Source organism: Shewanella halifaxensis HAW-EB4 (assembly GCF_000019185.1).
Lineage (GTDB): Bacteria > Pseudomonadota > Gammaproteobacteria > Enterobacterales > Shewanellaceae > Shewanella > Shewanella halifaxensis.
This window is the reverse complement of sequence record NC_010334.1, coordinates 5,159,980-5,175,000: the sequence shown is the minus strand read 5'-3', so window position 1 is coordinate 5,175,000 and position 15,021 is coordinate 5,159,980. Positions and strand designations below refer to the sequence as shown.

At 46.1% G+C, this 15,021-nt stretch carries 14 protein-coding genes and 2 rRNA genes (1 of these 16 only partly in view); 3 read left to right on the top strand and 13 right to left on the bottom strand.

Annotated features, from left to right (window positions below; all coding sequences use genetic code 11):
* Together SHAL_RS22110 and rrf are read left to right on the top strand one after the other, a co-directional pair.
* Positions 1-921 (top strand): 23S ribosomal RNA (locus SHAL_RS22110); it begins 1,974 nt to the left of the window's first position.
* A 191-nt stretch (positions 922-1,112) separates the two neighbouring features.
* Positions 1,113-1,228 (top strand): 5S ribosomal RNA (gene rrf, locus SHAL_RS22105).
* A gap of 1,073 nt (positions 1,229-2,301) precedes the next feature.
* Here the strand turns inward: rrf and SHAL_RS22090 are convergent.
* The 10 genes from SHAL_RS22090 to SHAL_RS22045 form a co-directional block, all read right to left on the bottom strand.
* Positions 2,302-2,742: a hypothetical protein gene (locus SHAL_RS22090; RefSeq protein ID WP_012279313.1), complete on the bottom strand. Its 441-nt coding sequence runs from the start codon at positions 2,740-2,742 to the stop codon at positions 2,302-2,304.
* A complete protein-coding gene (locus SHAL_RS22085) occupies positions 2,727-3,737 on the bottom strand; it encodes a flagellar motor protein MotB (RefSeq protein WP_012279312.1) in 1,011 nt (336 codons plus the stop codon). Before SHAL_RS22085 ends, SHAL_RS22090 begins: the two co-directional genes overlap by 16 nt.
* A complete protein-coding gene (gene motA, locus SHAL_RS22080; RefSeq protein ID WP_012279311.1) occupies positions 3,737-4,594 on the bottom strand; it encodes a flagellar motor stator protein MotA in 858 nt (285 codons plus the stop codon). Before motA ends, SHAL_RS22085 begins: the two co-directional genes overlap by 1 nt.
* 14 nt (positions 4,595-4,608) lie before the next feature.
* Positions 4,609-5,331 (bottom strand): RNA polymerase sigma factor FliA, encoded by a 723-nt coding sequence (locus SHAL_RS22075; protein WP_012279310.1) that lies wholly within the window; start codon positions 5,329-5,331, stop codon positions 4,609-4,611.
* Positions 5,332-5,342: 11 nt separating this feature from the next.
* Entirely contained in the window at positions 5,343-5,798 is a 456-nt protein-coding gene (locus SHAL_RS22070) for a flagellar basal body-associated FliL family protein (protein WP_012279309.1), read from the bottom strand.
* A gap of 14 nt (positions 5,799-5,812) precedes the next feature.
* Positions 5,813-6,946, bottom strand: coding sequence for a flagellar hook-length control protein FliK (locus SHAL_RS22430; RefSeq protein WP_012279308.1), 1,134 nt, complete (start codon positions 6,944-6,946; stop codon positions 5,813-5,815).
* Positions 6,939-7,265, bottom strand: a complete 327-nt coding sequence (gene fliT, locus SHAL_RS22060; protein ID WP_012279307.1) for a flagellar protein FliT — start codon at positions 7,263-7,265, stop codon at positions 6,939-6,941. Before fliT ends, SHAL_RS22430 begins: the two co-directional genes overlap by 8 nt.
* Positions 7,234-7,614 carry a flagellar export chaperone FliS gene (fliS, locus tag SHAL_RS22055; protein WP_012279306.1) on the bottom strand — a complete coding sequence of 127 codons (381 nt, stop codon included), beginning with the start codon at positions 7,612-7,614 and terminating at the stop codon, positions 7,234-7,236. The genes fliT and fliS overlap by 32 nt, the downstream gene beginning before the upstream one ends.
* A 14-nt stretch (positions 7,615-7,628) precedes the next feature.
* Positions 7,629-9,017, bottom strand: coding sequence for a flagellar filament capping protein FliD (fliD, locus tag SHAL_RS22050; RefSeq protein WP_012279305.1), 1,389 nt, complete (start codon positions 9,015-9,017; stop codon positions 7,629-7,631).
* A 292-nt stretch (positions 9,018-9,309) separates the two neighbouring features.
* Complete coding sequence (locus SHAL_RS22045) at positions 9,310-10,125, bottom strand: flagellin N-terminal helical domain-containing protein (protein ID WP_012279304.1); 816 nt, start codon at positions 10,123-10,125, stop codon at positions 9,310-9,312.
* Positions 10,126-10,373: 248 nt separating this feature from the next.
* On the opposite strand from SHAL_RS22045, the gene fliB reads away from it, so the two are divergent.
* Complete coding sequence (fliB, locus tag SHAL_RS22040; RefSeq protein WP_012279303.1) at positions 10,374-11,549, top strand: flagellin lysine-N-methylase; 1,176 nt, start codon at positions 10,374-10,376, stop codon at positions 11,547-11,549.
* 37 nt (positions 11,550-11,586) lie between these two features.
* Here the strand turns inward: fliB and SHAL_RS22035 are convergent, their stop codons facing one another.
* The 3 genes from SHAL_RS22035 to flgK are packed head-to-tail and all read right to left on the bottom strand — an operon-like array spanning position 11,587 to position 14,974.
* Entirely contained in the window at positions 11,587-12,621 is a 1,035-nt protein-coding gene (locus tag SHAL_RS22035; protein ID WP_012279302.1) for a hypothetical protein, read from the bottom strand.
* Positions 12,622-12,672: 51 nt separating this feature from the next.
* Complete coding sequence (gene flgL / locus SHAL_RS22030; RefSeq protein WP_012279301.1) at positions 12,673-13,590, bottom strand: flagellar hook-associated protein FlgL; 918 nt, start codon at positions 13,588-13,590, stop codon at positions 12,673-12,675.
* Between the two features lie 10 nt (positions 13,591-13,600).
* Positions 13,601-14,974, bottom strand: coding sequence for a flagellar hook-associated protein FlgK (flgK, locus tag SHAL_RS22025; RefSeq protein ID WP_012279300.1), 1,374 nt, complete (start codon positions 14,972-14,974; stop codon positions 13,601-13,603).
* Positions 14,975-15,021: the final 47 nt, after the last annotated feature.

The following is a 15,021-nucleotide window of genomic DNA, read 5'->3' as shown; positions in this document are numbered from 1 at the left end:
CCACGCTGTCTCCAGCCGAGACTCAGTGAAGTTGAAATTGCGGTGAAGATGCCGTATACCCGCGGCTAGACGGAAAGACCCCGTGAACCTTTACTATAGCTTGGCACTGAACATTGAACCTACATGTGTAGGATAGGTGGGAGACTTTGAAGCTTCGTCGCTAGATGGAGTGGAGTCAATCTTGAAATACCACCCTTGTAGTTTTGATGTTCTAACCGCGGCCCCTGAATCGGGGTTCGGGACAGTGCCTGGTGGGTAGTTTGACTGGGGCGGTCTCCTCCCAAAGAGTAACGGAGGAGCACGAAGGTTGGCTAAGTACGGTCGGACATCGTACGGTTAGTGCAATGGCATAAGCCAGCTTAACTGCGAGACATACACGTCGAGCAGGTACGAAAGTAGGTCATAGTGATCCGGTGGTTCTGTATGGAAGGGCCATCGCTCAACGGATAAAAGGTACTCCGGGGATAACAGGCTGATACCGCCCAAGAGTTCATATCGACGGCGGTGTTTGGCACCTCGATGTCGGCTCATCACATCCTGGGGCTGAAGTCGGTCCCAAGGGTATGGCTGTTCGCCATTTAAAGTGGTACGCGAGCTGGGTTCAGAACGTCGTGAGACAGTTCGGTCCCTATCTGCCGTGGGCGTTGGATGATTGAAGGAAGCTGCTCCTAGTACGAGAGGACCGGAGTGGACGAACCGCTGGTGTTCGGGTTGTCATGCCAATGGCATTGCCCGGTAGCTACGTTCGGAATCGATAACCGCTGAAAGCATCTAAGCGGGAAGCGAGTCCTAAGATGAGTCATCCCTAGGAATTTAATTCCTCTAAAGAGCCGTTCGAGACTAGGACGTTGATAGGCAAGGTGTGTAAGCGTTGTGAGGCGTTGAGCTAACTTGTACTAATGACTCGTGAGGCTTAACCATACAACCCTAATGGGTTTTGTATGAGACTGATGTTTTTACATCATCAAAATTAGAACAAACTCTGAAAAGAGTGACACTTAATGTGTGTTCGAACTCAAAACTTAATTTCAGTTTACTTGCTCCGGCGAGTAACAGCTTTCCAAACTTTTTTACCTTTAGTTTTTTAAAAACTGAAAGTAAAGCAGAATTTGTCTGGAAACCATAGAGCTGTGGCACCACCTGAATCCATTCCGAACTCAGAAGTGAAACACAGTATCGCCGATGGTAGTGTGGGGTCTCCCCATGTGAGAGTAGGTCATTTCCAGGCGCCTATTTATTCTCGAAAGAGAAGCGATAAAGCCCGCTACGATGTAGCGGGCTTTTTTGCGTCTGGGCGTTTGTAAAATAATGAACGCTAACTTATCTAAAATATAGCTAACCGTTAAGGTGACTGCTTCACTTAAGTAGGCATAAATGCCAACTCGCTACGTCGGTCGATAAATGCTCCATACAATATCGACACTTCCGCCATCTGATGTTTAGGATTAACAAATGCCTTGGTGGCATGGTCAATGATGTTCCTGACATCATTATGACATTTACCATATCCCTATGGGGCAGATGCCAAGGAAAGGTCTTGGCGGTCGCCCGCCGCTGAGCTTGGCCAGAAACTGCTCCATGCATTTCAGACATTCGTACTTTGATACCTACCTGTATAAAAGCCAGACCTACTACATCCTTGTCTCCCGTTCGAGAGCATATGGCTTTCGCCATTCTCACCATCCATGTGTCTTGCCTCCGGCTTCGTAACAAGCGACAAAGCCATTGATTGCGTCGCATCCAAAGCTGGGCTTCTACGCCTCCATGTGTCCACTACGCGAACTATGAGATTCCAGCAGATTCTTCATATCCTGAGAGCAAATACAGAGAACTTGCGTCGAACAGAGATTTAGAAAGTGAAATTTATGGGGCTCTCGATGGTATAGAAGCTAGAGGACTTTTACGGACTTTGAATATATTAGATGTAGCCCGTTAAGGTTTTAACGGGCTTGAGGGGGAAAAGGTGTTAAGCCTAAAAGAAAAAAAAGTAGGCGATAAGACAAAACGACAGTAAGGCACCAATGATTACAGGGTAGATTTGATAACCGTCTTCTGCTCTGCGTGCTCTCCTAAAACATAGTTTAACTAGGAGTAAATTGAACATAGCTACAACGATTGAAGTGATTGCGCCATGTTGAAATGACATCCTTTTAATCTCTACAATCAAGTAGATTAAGATGATCCAATCGAACAGGATCAAATATAAAAAAAGTTTTTGTAAGGCATCGGGTCCTTTTCGCTCATATGAAGCAGGCATTGTGATCTCCTTTTCGTCACTGAATACCTAAATTATTTAAACCACTAAATCAGAGGTGACCGACTCAGGTTATAGATTTTATTGGTGATGTAACTTATCTGTCTTTTATCTTGTTCAGCCCACCTTGCGCCGATAAAGTTAAGTCTGTGATTTATTTTCGCGACGCGCATGACTTGGATCTGAAAGTATTCTTCCTCTAAACATATAAAGATGGTCTGTTTGGGCTGTAAGTTACAGCGGCTTATTAAGCCGACGCCCCCAAAACCGATATCTTTAATGTTGGCGATGCCGATGGTTTTACTCATTAAGCAGTATTTTTTTACTAGTGAAACGGTAACACCATCGCAGGCAAAGCGAATATCTTGTAGGTTACTTTCCCTAAGGCTAAATCTTGTATGTTGGCGGCCTTCTTCCGGCTTTTTCTGGGTTATAGGCTGTTTATCCGCTGGGATAAATTCAGCCTGGACTATTATTGGCTCGTCCATTGTTGTGGGTATCTCGCTCGCGGTTGGTTTGCTTCGGCAATTTGTTTAGCTTGTTGTAGGTTGTCGCTCGGTGCAGTCGTCTTTAACGGTTGCCCCATCATTTGGCGCAATTGATTTTCAGCATCTGATGTCATCACTAAGACCTCTATGCGCCTATTTGCCGCTGCAGCAGGATCTTTAATGACATAGGGCGCTTGGTCTGCCATACCTGTCACTTGAATGACTTGATGACGTCTAAGGCCGCCATACTCAAGCACTCGCCTTGCCAATAATGCTCGCTTACTGGATAGCTCCCAGTTAGTGAATTTCTTGCCAGCATAAGGGCTGGAATCGGTATGACCCGAAATGGTGATCTTATTCTCTACCTGACTTAATAGCGGCCCTAAGGCCATAAGTAGATCTTCAAAGTAGGGCTTCATATCTGCACTACCGCGGGTGAACATGAACTGGTTAACGTTGTCATGCATCAAGATGCGCACTCCTTGTGGAACCACTTGTAACTCGACGTTGGCACTCATGCTGACATTTTCGATAACCTTGTCTATCTCTTTTGCTAAAAACTCAAGTTGAGCCTGAGTTTCAAATTTACCTGGTACCAAGGAGTTCAGCTCAGGACCTCTTCCCGCTTTAGCGTTTTCGGTACCTTGAGGTATGCGATTGTGCATGGCAGGGCCACTTCGTTCGACGCCTGTAGCCGCAGCGGGTAACACTGCCTGTTGGATCGCAATGTTGCCTTGAAAGTCGAACATTGAAGGTGCGCCACCTAAATTAAAGGGGTTAATCGATCCATCATCATGAAGATCACCATTTAGGTATTGCACTATCATGGTACGCTCTTGCTGATCGGCAATTTGCATGATCCACAACACCATAAAGAGTGCCATCATGGCCAAGGTAAAGTCTGCAAATGCGACTTTCCAAGCGCCACCGTGGCCAGCTTTAGCCTTGGAGCGCTTTTTACGTCTAATGACGACTGGCTCAGGTCTAATTGCCATTAGCTTTTTTGCTCCACCAACCAACGCTCAAGTTCGATAAAGGTTGGACGGTTTTCGCTTTGGATCTGTTTGCGACCTGCGTCGATGGCAAGCATGGGAGGTTTGCCTTTGGCGAAGGCGGTTAGCATTGCGGCTACACAGCGCATCTGAGCAGATTGACGCTCGACTAAATGTTCCATCGCCTTAGAAAGTGGGTCAAATATGCAGTAACAAGCAAAGATACCAATAAAAGTACCCACTAGCGCTGCGGCAACCTTTACACCGATCATCGTAATTGGGCCGTCGATATTCGACATGGTGATGATAATCCCCATTACCGCCGCTAAAATACCGAAACCTGGCATGGCTTCTGCGACTTTATTAAATGCATGGGAAGGGCGCATTCTATCTTCATCGATTCGATGGATCTCTTCTTCAAGCATATGCTCTAGGTCGTGGGGGGATAGCTTACCGATCGATTGTAATCGTAGATTATCTATGAGGAAGTTAAGAACGTTTGGGTGTTCTAGCACCACGGGATACATTAAGAACAGCGAGCTCTCTCTCGGTTTCTCTACATGGTCATCCAGTACACGTAGTCCTTGAGATTGGATTTGAGCCATCAGCATATTCATTAAACCAAATAATTGCGGGTAAAGTTCAGGATCTTCTCGCTCAACCCTTACCAACTCTTTAAGCTGCTCATACATCTCTATTAATACTGGCTTGGGGTTGGCAATGATGAGTGCGCCAATACCTGCACCAAAAATGATTAGAATTTCAGCTGGCTGCCAAAGGGAGATTAGTGCTCCTCCTGCCCACACATATCCGCCAAAAACCGACAAGAGAATTATTACTAGCCCTAACAGTTTGCTCATACTATCTCACCTGTTTACCGTTCCCATTGTTGATAGATGTTCTGAAGCTGTTTTACTGCTTGTTTATGCAGCTGACAAATACGCGTTTCAGTCAGTCCCAATGTTGCGGCAATTTCTTTTAAATTGAGTTCATGTTGATAGTAAAGCGACAGGATCAGCTGTTCTCTTTTGTTTAATTTTGAAATAGCTTGGAATAAGCACTCTTTTGCTGAAAATTGCTCCAACATGTCATTGTTATCGACAAAGTTTCCACCTTCGCTTATCAGCTCGTCTAAGCTGCGCATCGATTCTGACTGCGAGGCAAATAGTCGTTCACGATACTCGACTTCATTTAAGCCCATTGCCTCAGCGACCTCTTTGTCACTAGGTTCTCGCTCTAACAGTCGAGTGAGCTTTCTTATGGTGTCGTTGAGTTCGTGAGCCTGCTGCCTTACTGGGCGTGGCCGCCAGTCTTGGCGGCGTAGCTCATCGAGAATAGCGCCACGGATCCGTTGCCCGGCAAAAGAGAGAAAGCCATTATCATACTCACCGGGGTAGCGTCTTGCTGCTTCCAATAACGCCATCATGCCTATCTGTTCCATATCCTCAATGGCCAGAACGGAACCGCAATGGCTTCTAAGTTGCGATACAGAACGTTTAACTAAAGGTAGATATTGCACCATCACTTTACTTTCGGACTGGCGGTTTATAGCAATATCTTCAGACACTTCTTGGTAGGCTGATTGAGCAGCATTCATAGCGTGGGCCTTTATTGAATAACCATACGTGTAAACAGCACGTCATCTAACTCGATGTCGAAGTCATTTTCGGCTAAAACTGCTGACAGTAAGCTATGAGCCTCTTTTTGCAGAGAATCGAATTGTTGTGCGTTATTGAGCTCATTGAAATGCTTGTTAGAAAACATCTTCATCAGCGAGTTTTTAATCACTGGGTCGGCTTGTTCGAGAGTGCTTGCGGCATTTTGAGAGCGACTCTTAAAGGCCATCTCTAACAGTAAGTAATGAGGGAACTCATCACCGGGAACTGAAATAACAAACTTATCTAATGGATAAAATTTGGCAGATTTTACCTCGGCATCCTTAACAACAAAGGGGCCACCGATCAGCCGAGGTGATTGCCAACCGACCCAGAAACTGGCTGCAGTCCAAGAGAGGAACAGCAGAGCCATAATGATCCGTTTGCTGTTACTTTTAGTTGATGACATGAATAGCTCCTAAATTATGCGAGTAGATCGACCTGATCTTGTTGGGGAAGATCAGCGACGACTAGTTGAGGCTCATGAAGATTTGCAGCTGCAATTGCCGATTGAGATCTGCCCTGATGCTGTTTCTGTTGCGGCTCGCCTTGACTGATATCGACGTCAATTTGCCCGCCATGATCCATGGCTAACTCCGCTCTAAGTCTATCGAGCCCCATCAAGAGGGCATCTCTTACTGAAGAGTTGGCTGCATGCATTTGAATATGTAGCCGATCACCATCTAGGCGAACGTTAAGCTCAATCTTTCCTAGCTCTGGCGGGTCGAGTCTTAGCTCTGCTTGTTTGATCTGCTGATCGATTTGAAACCGTAGCTGCTCTCTAAGTGGTGAGAGCATCTCATGGCTCTGCTGTGGCAAAGGTGCCGACTGTGAAACAGAAACAGGCCCCCATTGTGCGACTGCGCCTTGTGTACGAGAACTCGTAGTTAAAATCTGGTTCACCGAATCGATGGCATTACTGGTATTACTATCAAGCGTGCTTGCTGAGAGCGTGGTAGAAAACGGGGTATTAATGCCTTGAAACGGGTTAAAGCCAGTGAAGTTATCTGGCTTTATTGTGCCCGACATTAATGGAAAACTACTGTTGGTTGCAGCAATATTTCCCATCTCTGCGTCCAGTGATGTTGCCATGGTCAATGGTAAGGTTTGCGAACGAGAATCTAAGCTTTGTACTGGAGTGCCCATATTCTGTGTTACCAATTGGCTTTGATTTAACGCTTGTTGGCTGACAGATAAAAACGCAGGAGTTTGACCTCGGATCTCCGTCACTTGAATACTTGCTACAGGCGTTTGCGAGTCGAACGGTGGCTGCAGATTGCTAAGGCCACCGTGGGGAAGTGCTGTGGCAAATGCTTGGCTATGGCCTCTCATTGAGAGGGGGGCTGCAGCGTTTAGCGGCGGTTCTGAAAGAGGCTGCGGTGGCAGCACTAATGAAAAAGGCAGTTGCGTCTGAGTGTAGTGTTCAAACGAATCATACTCAAGTGAGCCATGCTCAACTAAGCTAGAGTCTTTTTGGCCACTGGCTTCTCTTATGTGGCTTGATGGTGCAGAGCCTGTCGGCGTCACCAGCACACTTGTTAATACAGGGCTAGTCATTATGCACTCCGGCACTGGCGCAGGTCATTTGATAAGCGGCGAGGCCATCTTGTTGCTGTTTAAATTGACTCATTTCTCGCTTTAGTTGGTCTTTATCTTGGTTTAACTGCTGCAACACTTGCTGATGGGTACGTGCTAAAGATTGGCGCGCAAGCAGTTGTGAGCGGGAATTTGGTTTTCCCGCTCTTTTTAGGGCATCAGCCATTTTTTGATTCACTAGGACTAACTTGTCCCAGTTTTTAGCTTGGGCGTGAAACTGCAGCGCTTTTTCGAACTGCAGCCACTGCTCAATTGAGATTTGCCCAACCGGCTCTGACATCGGTAATTACCTTTGTGATGGGTTCAAGGGCGGTAACGCTGTTTTCAACGCTTGCAGTTACCAGTTGTCGACTGCAATAGTCATAGAGGCGGTTTAGGCCTGCGGCGACTTCACCACCGTTTTCAATATCGAGCATGGAGTCGAGTCCATGCACGATATTGAGGCACTTGTTGATACTCTGCCCTTTGTCTTCAAAGCTCTTACGCTGCATAAAGCCAGCTGTACGCTGAATTTCTTCTAACAGACCGTCGAGTAACATGCGTACCATCTCATGCGGATTGGCAGCTGCCGCTCTGGCATCTAAAGAGGTTTGTTTGTAAGCATTAAAGGGATCGTGCTCGTTCAACATTTTTTGTTCTTTCCTTAATAAAACAGTGCGCTAGCTGAGTTTAGCTGGCTAATGGTGGCTTCCATTGCAGTAAATTGAGCCAGATAAATTTGATATCTCTGCTCCATCTGCCTGTCATGATTGTCCATGCTGGTTTCGACTCGTTCGATCTGCTTCTCAAGGTTATCTTGCTTGAGATCCATAGAGCCTTGGAATTTAGTGAAGGGGTCGATGATAGTATCGAATCGGTCGATATAACTGCCTGTACCGGTAAACATGGCTTGTATCGCGTCGGGATCATCTTTTAGTGCTTTAGAGAGTTTATCTTGGTCGATATCCAGCTTGCCGTCACGGCCCATCTCAACACCAATATCCGATAGACGCATACCGTTTGGCGCAGCATCGAAGATGGCATCACGCATACCTTGTTGCAGCATTCGAATACTCGAGTCGCCCTTGAGTACGCCGAGCTGATCTTCGGTAATTGAAGAGTTGAAGTCGTCATCTTCTTCGTCTTTATCTTCATCTTCATTACTATCGCTGCTATCGTCATTCTCGTTATTGAGATCATCTAAGGCTTCACTGCCCATGGAGCGAGTTAATTTATTTATTTCATCCATCAAGTCGTTGAAGATATCGACGAAATCTTCAATTGCCTTTTCACTGGCGTCGGTATCAGATTGGATCTTGATACTACTGCTCTCTCCTGCAGCGTGGACCTTATTAAGCTCAATAGAGACGCCATCGATGACGTTGGCTAAGTTGTTGCTACTGCTCTTGATGTCGATGCCGTTAAGAGTCGCCAGTGCATCTTGCGCCGCTTTGCGCTCGGTCATTCCCCAGTCTGCACCATCCATCTTTACATCAATGGCGCTAGCTTCACCCGTCTCTTTTGATGTCAGCATAAGTTCGACCTGACCACCGGTTCTCACTAAAGAGGCTTGTACTCCAGGATTACCTGAGTGGTTATTGATGGCATCTCGTAGATCGGTAACCGTCTTTGTGCCATCAGCATTGAGAACGGCCATATCTATTTCTATGGTGTCTGCTGCGTTAGGGCCAACTTGAATGCTTAACATACCCGTCGTCGGTAGGATTTCGGTTTCGCTGGAAAAGCTTTTAGTTAATTGGTGTGCTTGCGCCAATTGCTTAACATGCAGATCATAGTTGCCCGTAGGCGCGCCACTTTCGACGGTGATCGAGGCATTATCATCGCTGATCGATGATGTTTTGCTCTCGAAAGCATCGCCATTGATTGTTTCCAATTTGCTGGTCATGCTATTTAGGCTGCGCTCGAGGATCTTATAGGCATCGAGCTGCGACTCATATTTGGTCATATTGCTTTCAAATATCTGATCTTTGCCCATACGTTCTGCGACGATAAGTTGTTCGGCGAATGAGGCGCCACCCATACCTGAAATCATTTGATCCTCCAATCTTGCTTCTATGCAACTGGCAATCTTTATGCCAATAGTTAAGTATTTGTTTTGTAGTGTTTTTGCTTGTTTTAGGGTGTGTGGTGGGTTAATTGATTTTCCGTTAGTCGCAGGGGAAGGGAAGTATTGCTTCCGCTTGAGACTTAGGTGTTATGTTCACCACAACCATGTAATTAGTAAGGCGACCTCAAGCAAGGGCCACTGAAGTTTTGCGGGGTATTTCTAACAAAAAAAAGGGCCCGAAGGCCCCTGATAGAAAGTTGGGATAATGGGGGGAGGATTAGCCCAATAGACCCATAACTAAACCAGTGTTTTGGTTTGAAGAAGACAGGATGTTAGTACCTGCTTGAACTAATAACTGGTTCTTAGTCATGGCTGCAGTTTCTACTGCGAAATCGGTATCCATGATACGACCAGCTGCCGCTTTAGTGTTCTCGGTAACGTTAGTTAGGTTAGATGCTGTGTGGCCTAGACGGTTGATGCTAGCACCTAGGTTAGAGCGTTGTGTACCAACGGCATCAATGATGGCGTCAACGTTGTCGATTTGAGCTTTAGCTGTTGCTGAGTCAGTGATTTCGCCAGCGAACAGTGTTTTAACTGCTGCAACATCAGTTTTAACCGTTAGCTGCTCAGATGCTGTGTTAGAGGCACCAATCTGGAAGCCTACACCTGTGTCTAAAGCGGTGAATAGCTTGTTTCCGCCGTATTCTGTGCTGTCGATAATACGGTTTGCTTCAGCGTTAAGTTCTTTATATTCAGCACCTAGCGCTTTGATGTCTTCAGCCGAGTTCACGCCGTTAGCTGCTTGTGTTGCTAATTCTTTTTGACGAGAAGCGATGTTGTTTAGCTCGTCTAATGCGCCATCGGCAGTCTGTAGCATAGAAGTTGCATCAGAAACGTTACGGTTAGCCGTTTCCATACCAGTTACGTTAGCGTTTAGGCGAGTTGCAATCTGTAGACCTGCAGCATCGTCAGACGCACTGTTGATACGTAGACCTGTAGATAGACGCTCCATAGCGTTGCTAAGTAGGTCGTTATTTTTAGTGACAGCATTTTGAGCGATGTTAGACGCGTTGTTAGTCATTACAGATAACATAGGATATTCCTTTGAGTTTTAAACTGATTGTTTGGTATCTATAACTTTAAAACGACACGCTAATTGAAAACTGAAAGTCATGGCCGATTTTATTTATTGACTTTAACTTAAGGCTTTGAATCAAAAGGTTTAAATATTTGGTTTTTTCATGGGTAATGACAAGGGAGGACTTTAGTTAATTGCTATTTTGGTCGCTTTCTATAGACATATCTAGGCTTGGCCAAAACTTGATTACAAAGAGAGCGAGAATGAAGCATTCACTCATTAGACCCGGTTTCGTCACTAACTTCAGCTGTATTGGCGGCGAGTGTGAAGATAGTTGTTGTTACGGTTGGAATATCCATATTGATAAGCAAAGTTACAAAAAAACATTAGCGCATAGCGAGCTGAAGGTTTTGGCTAAAACCGCCTTGAAGAAGGTCAAAAAGAGTGAGCAGGTGTGGGCGCAGGCAGTCCTAAATGAAGAGGGAGCCTGTGGCTTTTTAGATGAGAATAAGCTTTGTCAAATTCACGCTAAGGCTGGAGAAGCTCTACTGAGTAACACTTGCAAGACCTACCCAAGAATGTCACATATGAGGGGGGGAGATCGTTATGACAGTCTGTCATTATCTTGTCCTGAGGCGGCGAGAAATATTCTGCTTAGACCCGATGCGTTTAACTTGCAGCGTACTGAAATTGGGCACAGCCGTAGCTATAAGGCAGCCCCGCTTTGGGCGCAAAAAGCCTATGACTATTCGATTCAGTTACTGCTAAAACCTGAACAACCGCTGGAACTAGGTCTTACCGCTATCGGTATTTTGATGAACACTGTCGATAGAGCGGCTAAAGGAGAAGTTGAAAGTAGTGCCATCGATAGTATGTTTCAGCAGCTGATTGTCTTAAGTGATAACGGCCAGCTTAAGCAGCATTTTGAGGGGTTTAATCAAGATACTGACGTACACCAAATGCATGCATTTACCTCTATTCAGTTATGGCTAAATACTAATAAAGTGAGGCGTGGCCGGAGTCGATTTGAGCTAATAAACCAAGCTATTTGCTCAATGGCGGATGATGATAAAAACATTAGCATGAGCAGCATTAATCAGGCTTGGAAAGAGATTGCCGAACCTACATTAGGTGGCCATCAAGAGTTATTCAGTCGTTATCTGCTTTACTATTTTTACCACATGAACTTCCCTCAAGTCGATAAGCTCACACCATCGCAGGCCTTTAGAGTGATGCTGTTGGATTTCTTTATGTTGCGTTGTTATTTAGCCGTGATAGCCGCTAAAAATAATGGGCTGTCTGAGCACGATATCATTATGTGTTTTCAGGTGTATCACACCAATCGGCAGCATAAGGCTAACTACAGCCAATTCGCCGTTGATTTGCTAGATAAAGCGAAGTTTACAGATTTGGCCGCTATTTTGACCTTGCTGTCCTAGAGGTGAAGGCGGGGACTCCCGCCTTTTTTAGGCATATTTATGCTAGTAGGGCGGAGATCTGTGGCCGAGTGAAATTTGCTTGAGCCATTAATGAAGTCACTTGCAGGCTAAACGGTGAGGACTGCATCAGGCCGGTTACTTGAGTCAATGTTGAATCTAGATCCAGCTTAGCGTCTTTGTGTTGATTTACTTTTTGCAGCTGCTGCTTTAGATGTTGCTGACTGTTATTGAGCTCTTGTAGTTGAGATTCAACCTTGTGGCGAGTCTTGGCTATTTTAGCCATGGTCTGTTTGAGATCCGCGTGGCTATTGAAACGCCACTCTCTAGGATCCTGCCAGTTAAGTTCTTCACTGACTTTGATGGTTCTAGCATCACCCGCAGGCAAACGCTGCCCTTGCCCGGTCATCAATAATCCGGCTTGCACTTGCAGCCATTGCTGCTTGCTACTCTTGAAGATAATTCGACCTTCGCTACTACGAAGCACCTGCATATCCAGAGGCTTAAGCGCATTGTTGAGCCTGCTTACCAGCTCTGCCGGTTGTGCGTTCGCGGGTAAGAGCACTCGTACGGATTCACTGCCTAGCTGCATGTTGATCAGTTCATCACGGGGTTTTACCGCACTTAAGTCTACCGATTTCAAGCTGAAACTATGCTTGGCTGCGGGTCTTTGGCTAGATATAAGATTGAGTTGATGATCGACTAGAGGCTTACCTTGATAGCTGACCTCCAGTTGCGCTAGTTTTTGCTGTATCTGCAGACTAGGATTCATCTGCTGGCTGTCTAGTTTAGATGACTCCAGGTTAGATGAGAGTGATTGCTGGCTGTGACCTTGCAACTGCTTAAGCAGACTCTGTACTTGCTGTAGCCCCAGCTCAGCCACTTGAGATGCACTGATCTTATGCTGCCCCTGCGTGACCTTAGCCCAGCGGTTATAGCTCTCTAATCTGTGGCTTGGAATGCTAGCAACGTTTGCTTTGGTTTGCTCTTTAACTGGTAGCTGTACGCTAGCCGTGGGCGCAACCGTTTGGCTGCGCTGTTGAACATTGAGTGAGTCTGAAATCCCGTTGAGCATTAACTTCTCTTAAGCTGATTAGATCAAGGTTAAATTTAAATGTGATTGAACTTATATGTGATTAAACAGGGATAGCTGTGACACTTGCACAAAGGTTTGCTGAGTTATTTTAAGGGTTGTTAGCTTTAAGTTGTACTCGGCAGTGGCCTGAGCATAGTCTAAACCCTCTGTTTCACCTATCACTTCTTTATTAAAAAGTACGCGCTCTTCATGGGAAGCTTGCACCAAGCTTAAGGTATTTTGTTTACCACCTATGTCGGTGATAGCCGAGCTAATGCTGGTCAGGGTGTCATCTAAGCTGGTTTGCATATCAGTAGCAGCCTGACTAAATACCGGGTCGCCTGGAGCCAGTGTCGGGTCTTCGAGCGCCGCAATAAAGTCTTTGGTTTGGTTGAGGATATCTGTACTGCCGTTAGAGAAAATAAAGTCTGCAGCGGTGCTGTTAGCTGTCATCCAAGATGAACCAGAAGTTTGTACTTCACGAGTATTGGTATCGCCTTGATAGACATAGTTACCATCGGCGTCTTTGCCGATAGGAGGCGTATCCGTTTTGTTGCCTGAAAAAAGATAGTTACCGCTCTCATCTTTAGCGTTGAGGGTATCGGCAAATGCCTCTAATAACTCATTCATCTCGGCGGCGTAAGCGGCTCTATCTTCAGGCGATAAGCTGCCATTATTAGCCGAAACGGTAATTTCTCGCATACGTCCTTGCAACTCGACCATGCTCGACATATAGGTTTCAGAGCGGCTAAAGCTGGTGCTTAAAGACTCGGTATTTTTAATGTATTGGTTGGTCGCGGCCATATCTCGCTCATTGCCGATAACCTTTACCGCGCCGATAGGATCGTCCGATGGGCGCAGTATCGAGCTGCCCGTGGACATCATCTCGTTTAACTTGGCGATGTCAAATGTTGAGTTCTGCAGACTCTGTAAATTATTGCTGTAGAGATTAAGCATACTTACACGCATGAAGAGCTCCTTAAATACTGTTTAGAATAGTTTGAAATAGTTGATCGGCAGTCGAAATAACCTTGGCATTTGCCTGATAAGACTGTTGATAGATGATGAGGTTAACTCCCTCTTCATCCATGTTGACACCACTGGTACTGGCCCATTGTTTTTGGGCCTCCATCTGTAAGTTTTCTGCAGTCGTTTTTGACATCTGAGCTTGGCGAGAAGCCGAACCTAGTTCACCAATCTTACTGCCAAACGCGTCGCCCATGGTGGTGTCAACGCCCATTGAGCTAAAGGTAAAACTCTTGTTAGCAATGTCGACAAGCTCTTTAAGGTTGCTGTTATCGCCCGGAGTGCCGTCTTTACCAAAGGCAAGCATTTCAGCGTTGAAACCAGCGGTCATTTTTAGGCTGCCAGCAGGGTTTGTTGGGTCGTAGGTGAATAGGTCTTGGGTCGGTGTATTGCCATTCAAATCGGTACCGCCCGCGAGCACGGCATTAAACTCATCGGCCATAGTCATAGCAAGCTCATCGATAAATGCCATCGAGTCGACCAAGCTGTTATCACGATAGTCGATCAGCGCACCCAAGCTACCGCCTGCAGTTTCATCCAGTGGGAAGCTCGATTGGCCGAACTGAATGCTGATCTGGCTAAATTTAGGGTTGCTAGGATCTGGAGTGACTTCAAGCTTCGATGCAGTCGTACCCGACAGTAGCGGTTGCCCCTGAGCCAAAGAGATGTTGAGCATGCCACTAGAATCTTCGACCACATTGACGTCGATAATCGATGAAAGATCATCGATAGCTGAATCTCGCGCATCGAGCAGTGCCAAAGGCACATTGCCACTGGCATTCGATGATTGGATTTCGGCATTCAAGCTGGCGATGGTTTCTAATTGGGTATTGATCTCTTTTGCCGAGGCATTAATCTGGCCTTCAACTTGAGTCACTTGCGAGTTTAAGCCCTCACTGATTGAGTTAAAACGCTGGGTTAAGGCTTTTGCTTCGTTGAGTACACCTTGACGGTGGGCAATCTCGTTGGGTTGCTCCATCGCTGAGTTGAGTGAGGCAAACAGCAGATCGAGCCCTGCCGATATACTGTTACCCTCAGAGCCAAAAATCTGTTCTACCTGACCGAAATAGCTAGATTGGGTATTAGCATAGCCTAGGCCGCTGGTGGTGTTCCACAGCTGAGCTACTTCGTATTGGTCCGAGATGCGGCGAACGCCATCGACCATCACTCCTGAGCCGCTGCCGTAGACGCCATTACCCACAGAGCTTAGCATCACTTGCTGACGAGAATAGCCAGGTACCATAGCATTGTTGATGTTATTGGACGTGGCGGTCAGGGCTGCCATGCTGGCATTAAGTCCTGACATACCAATATTGAGCATGCTCATCTTGAATCCTTATCTCTATCGTTTTAAATGATGGCGAAGACTAATCA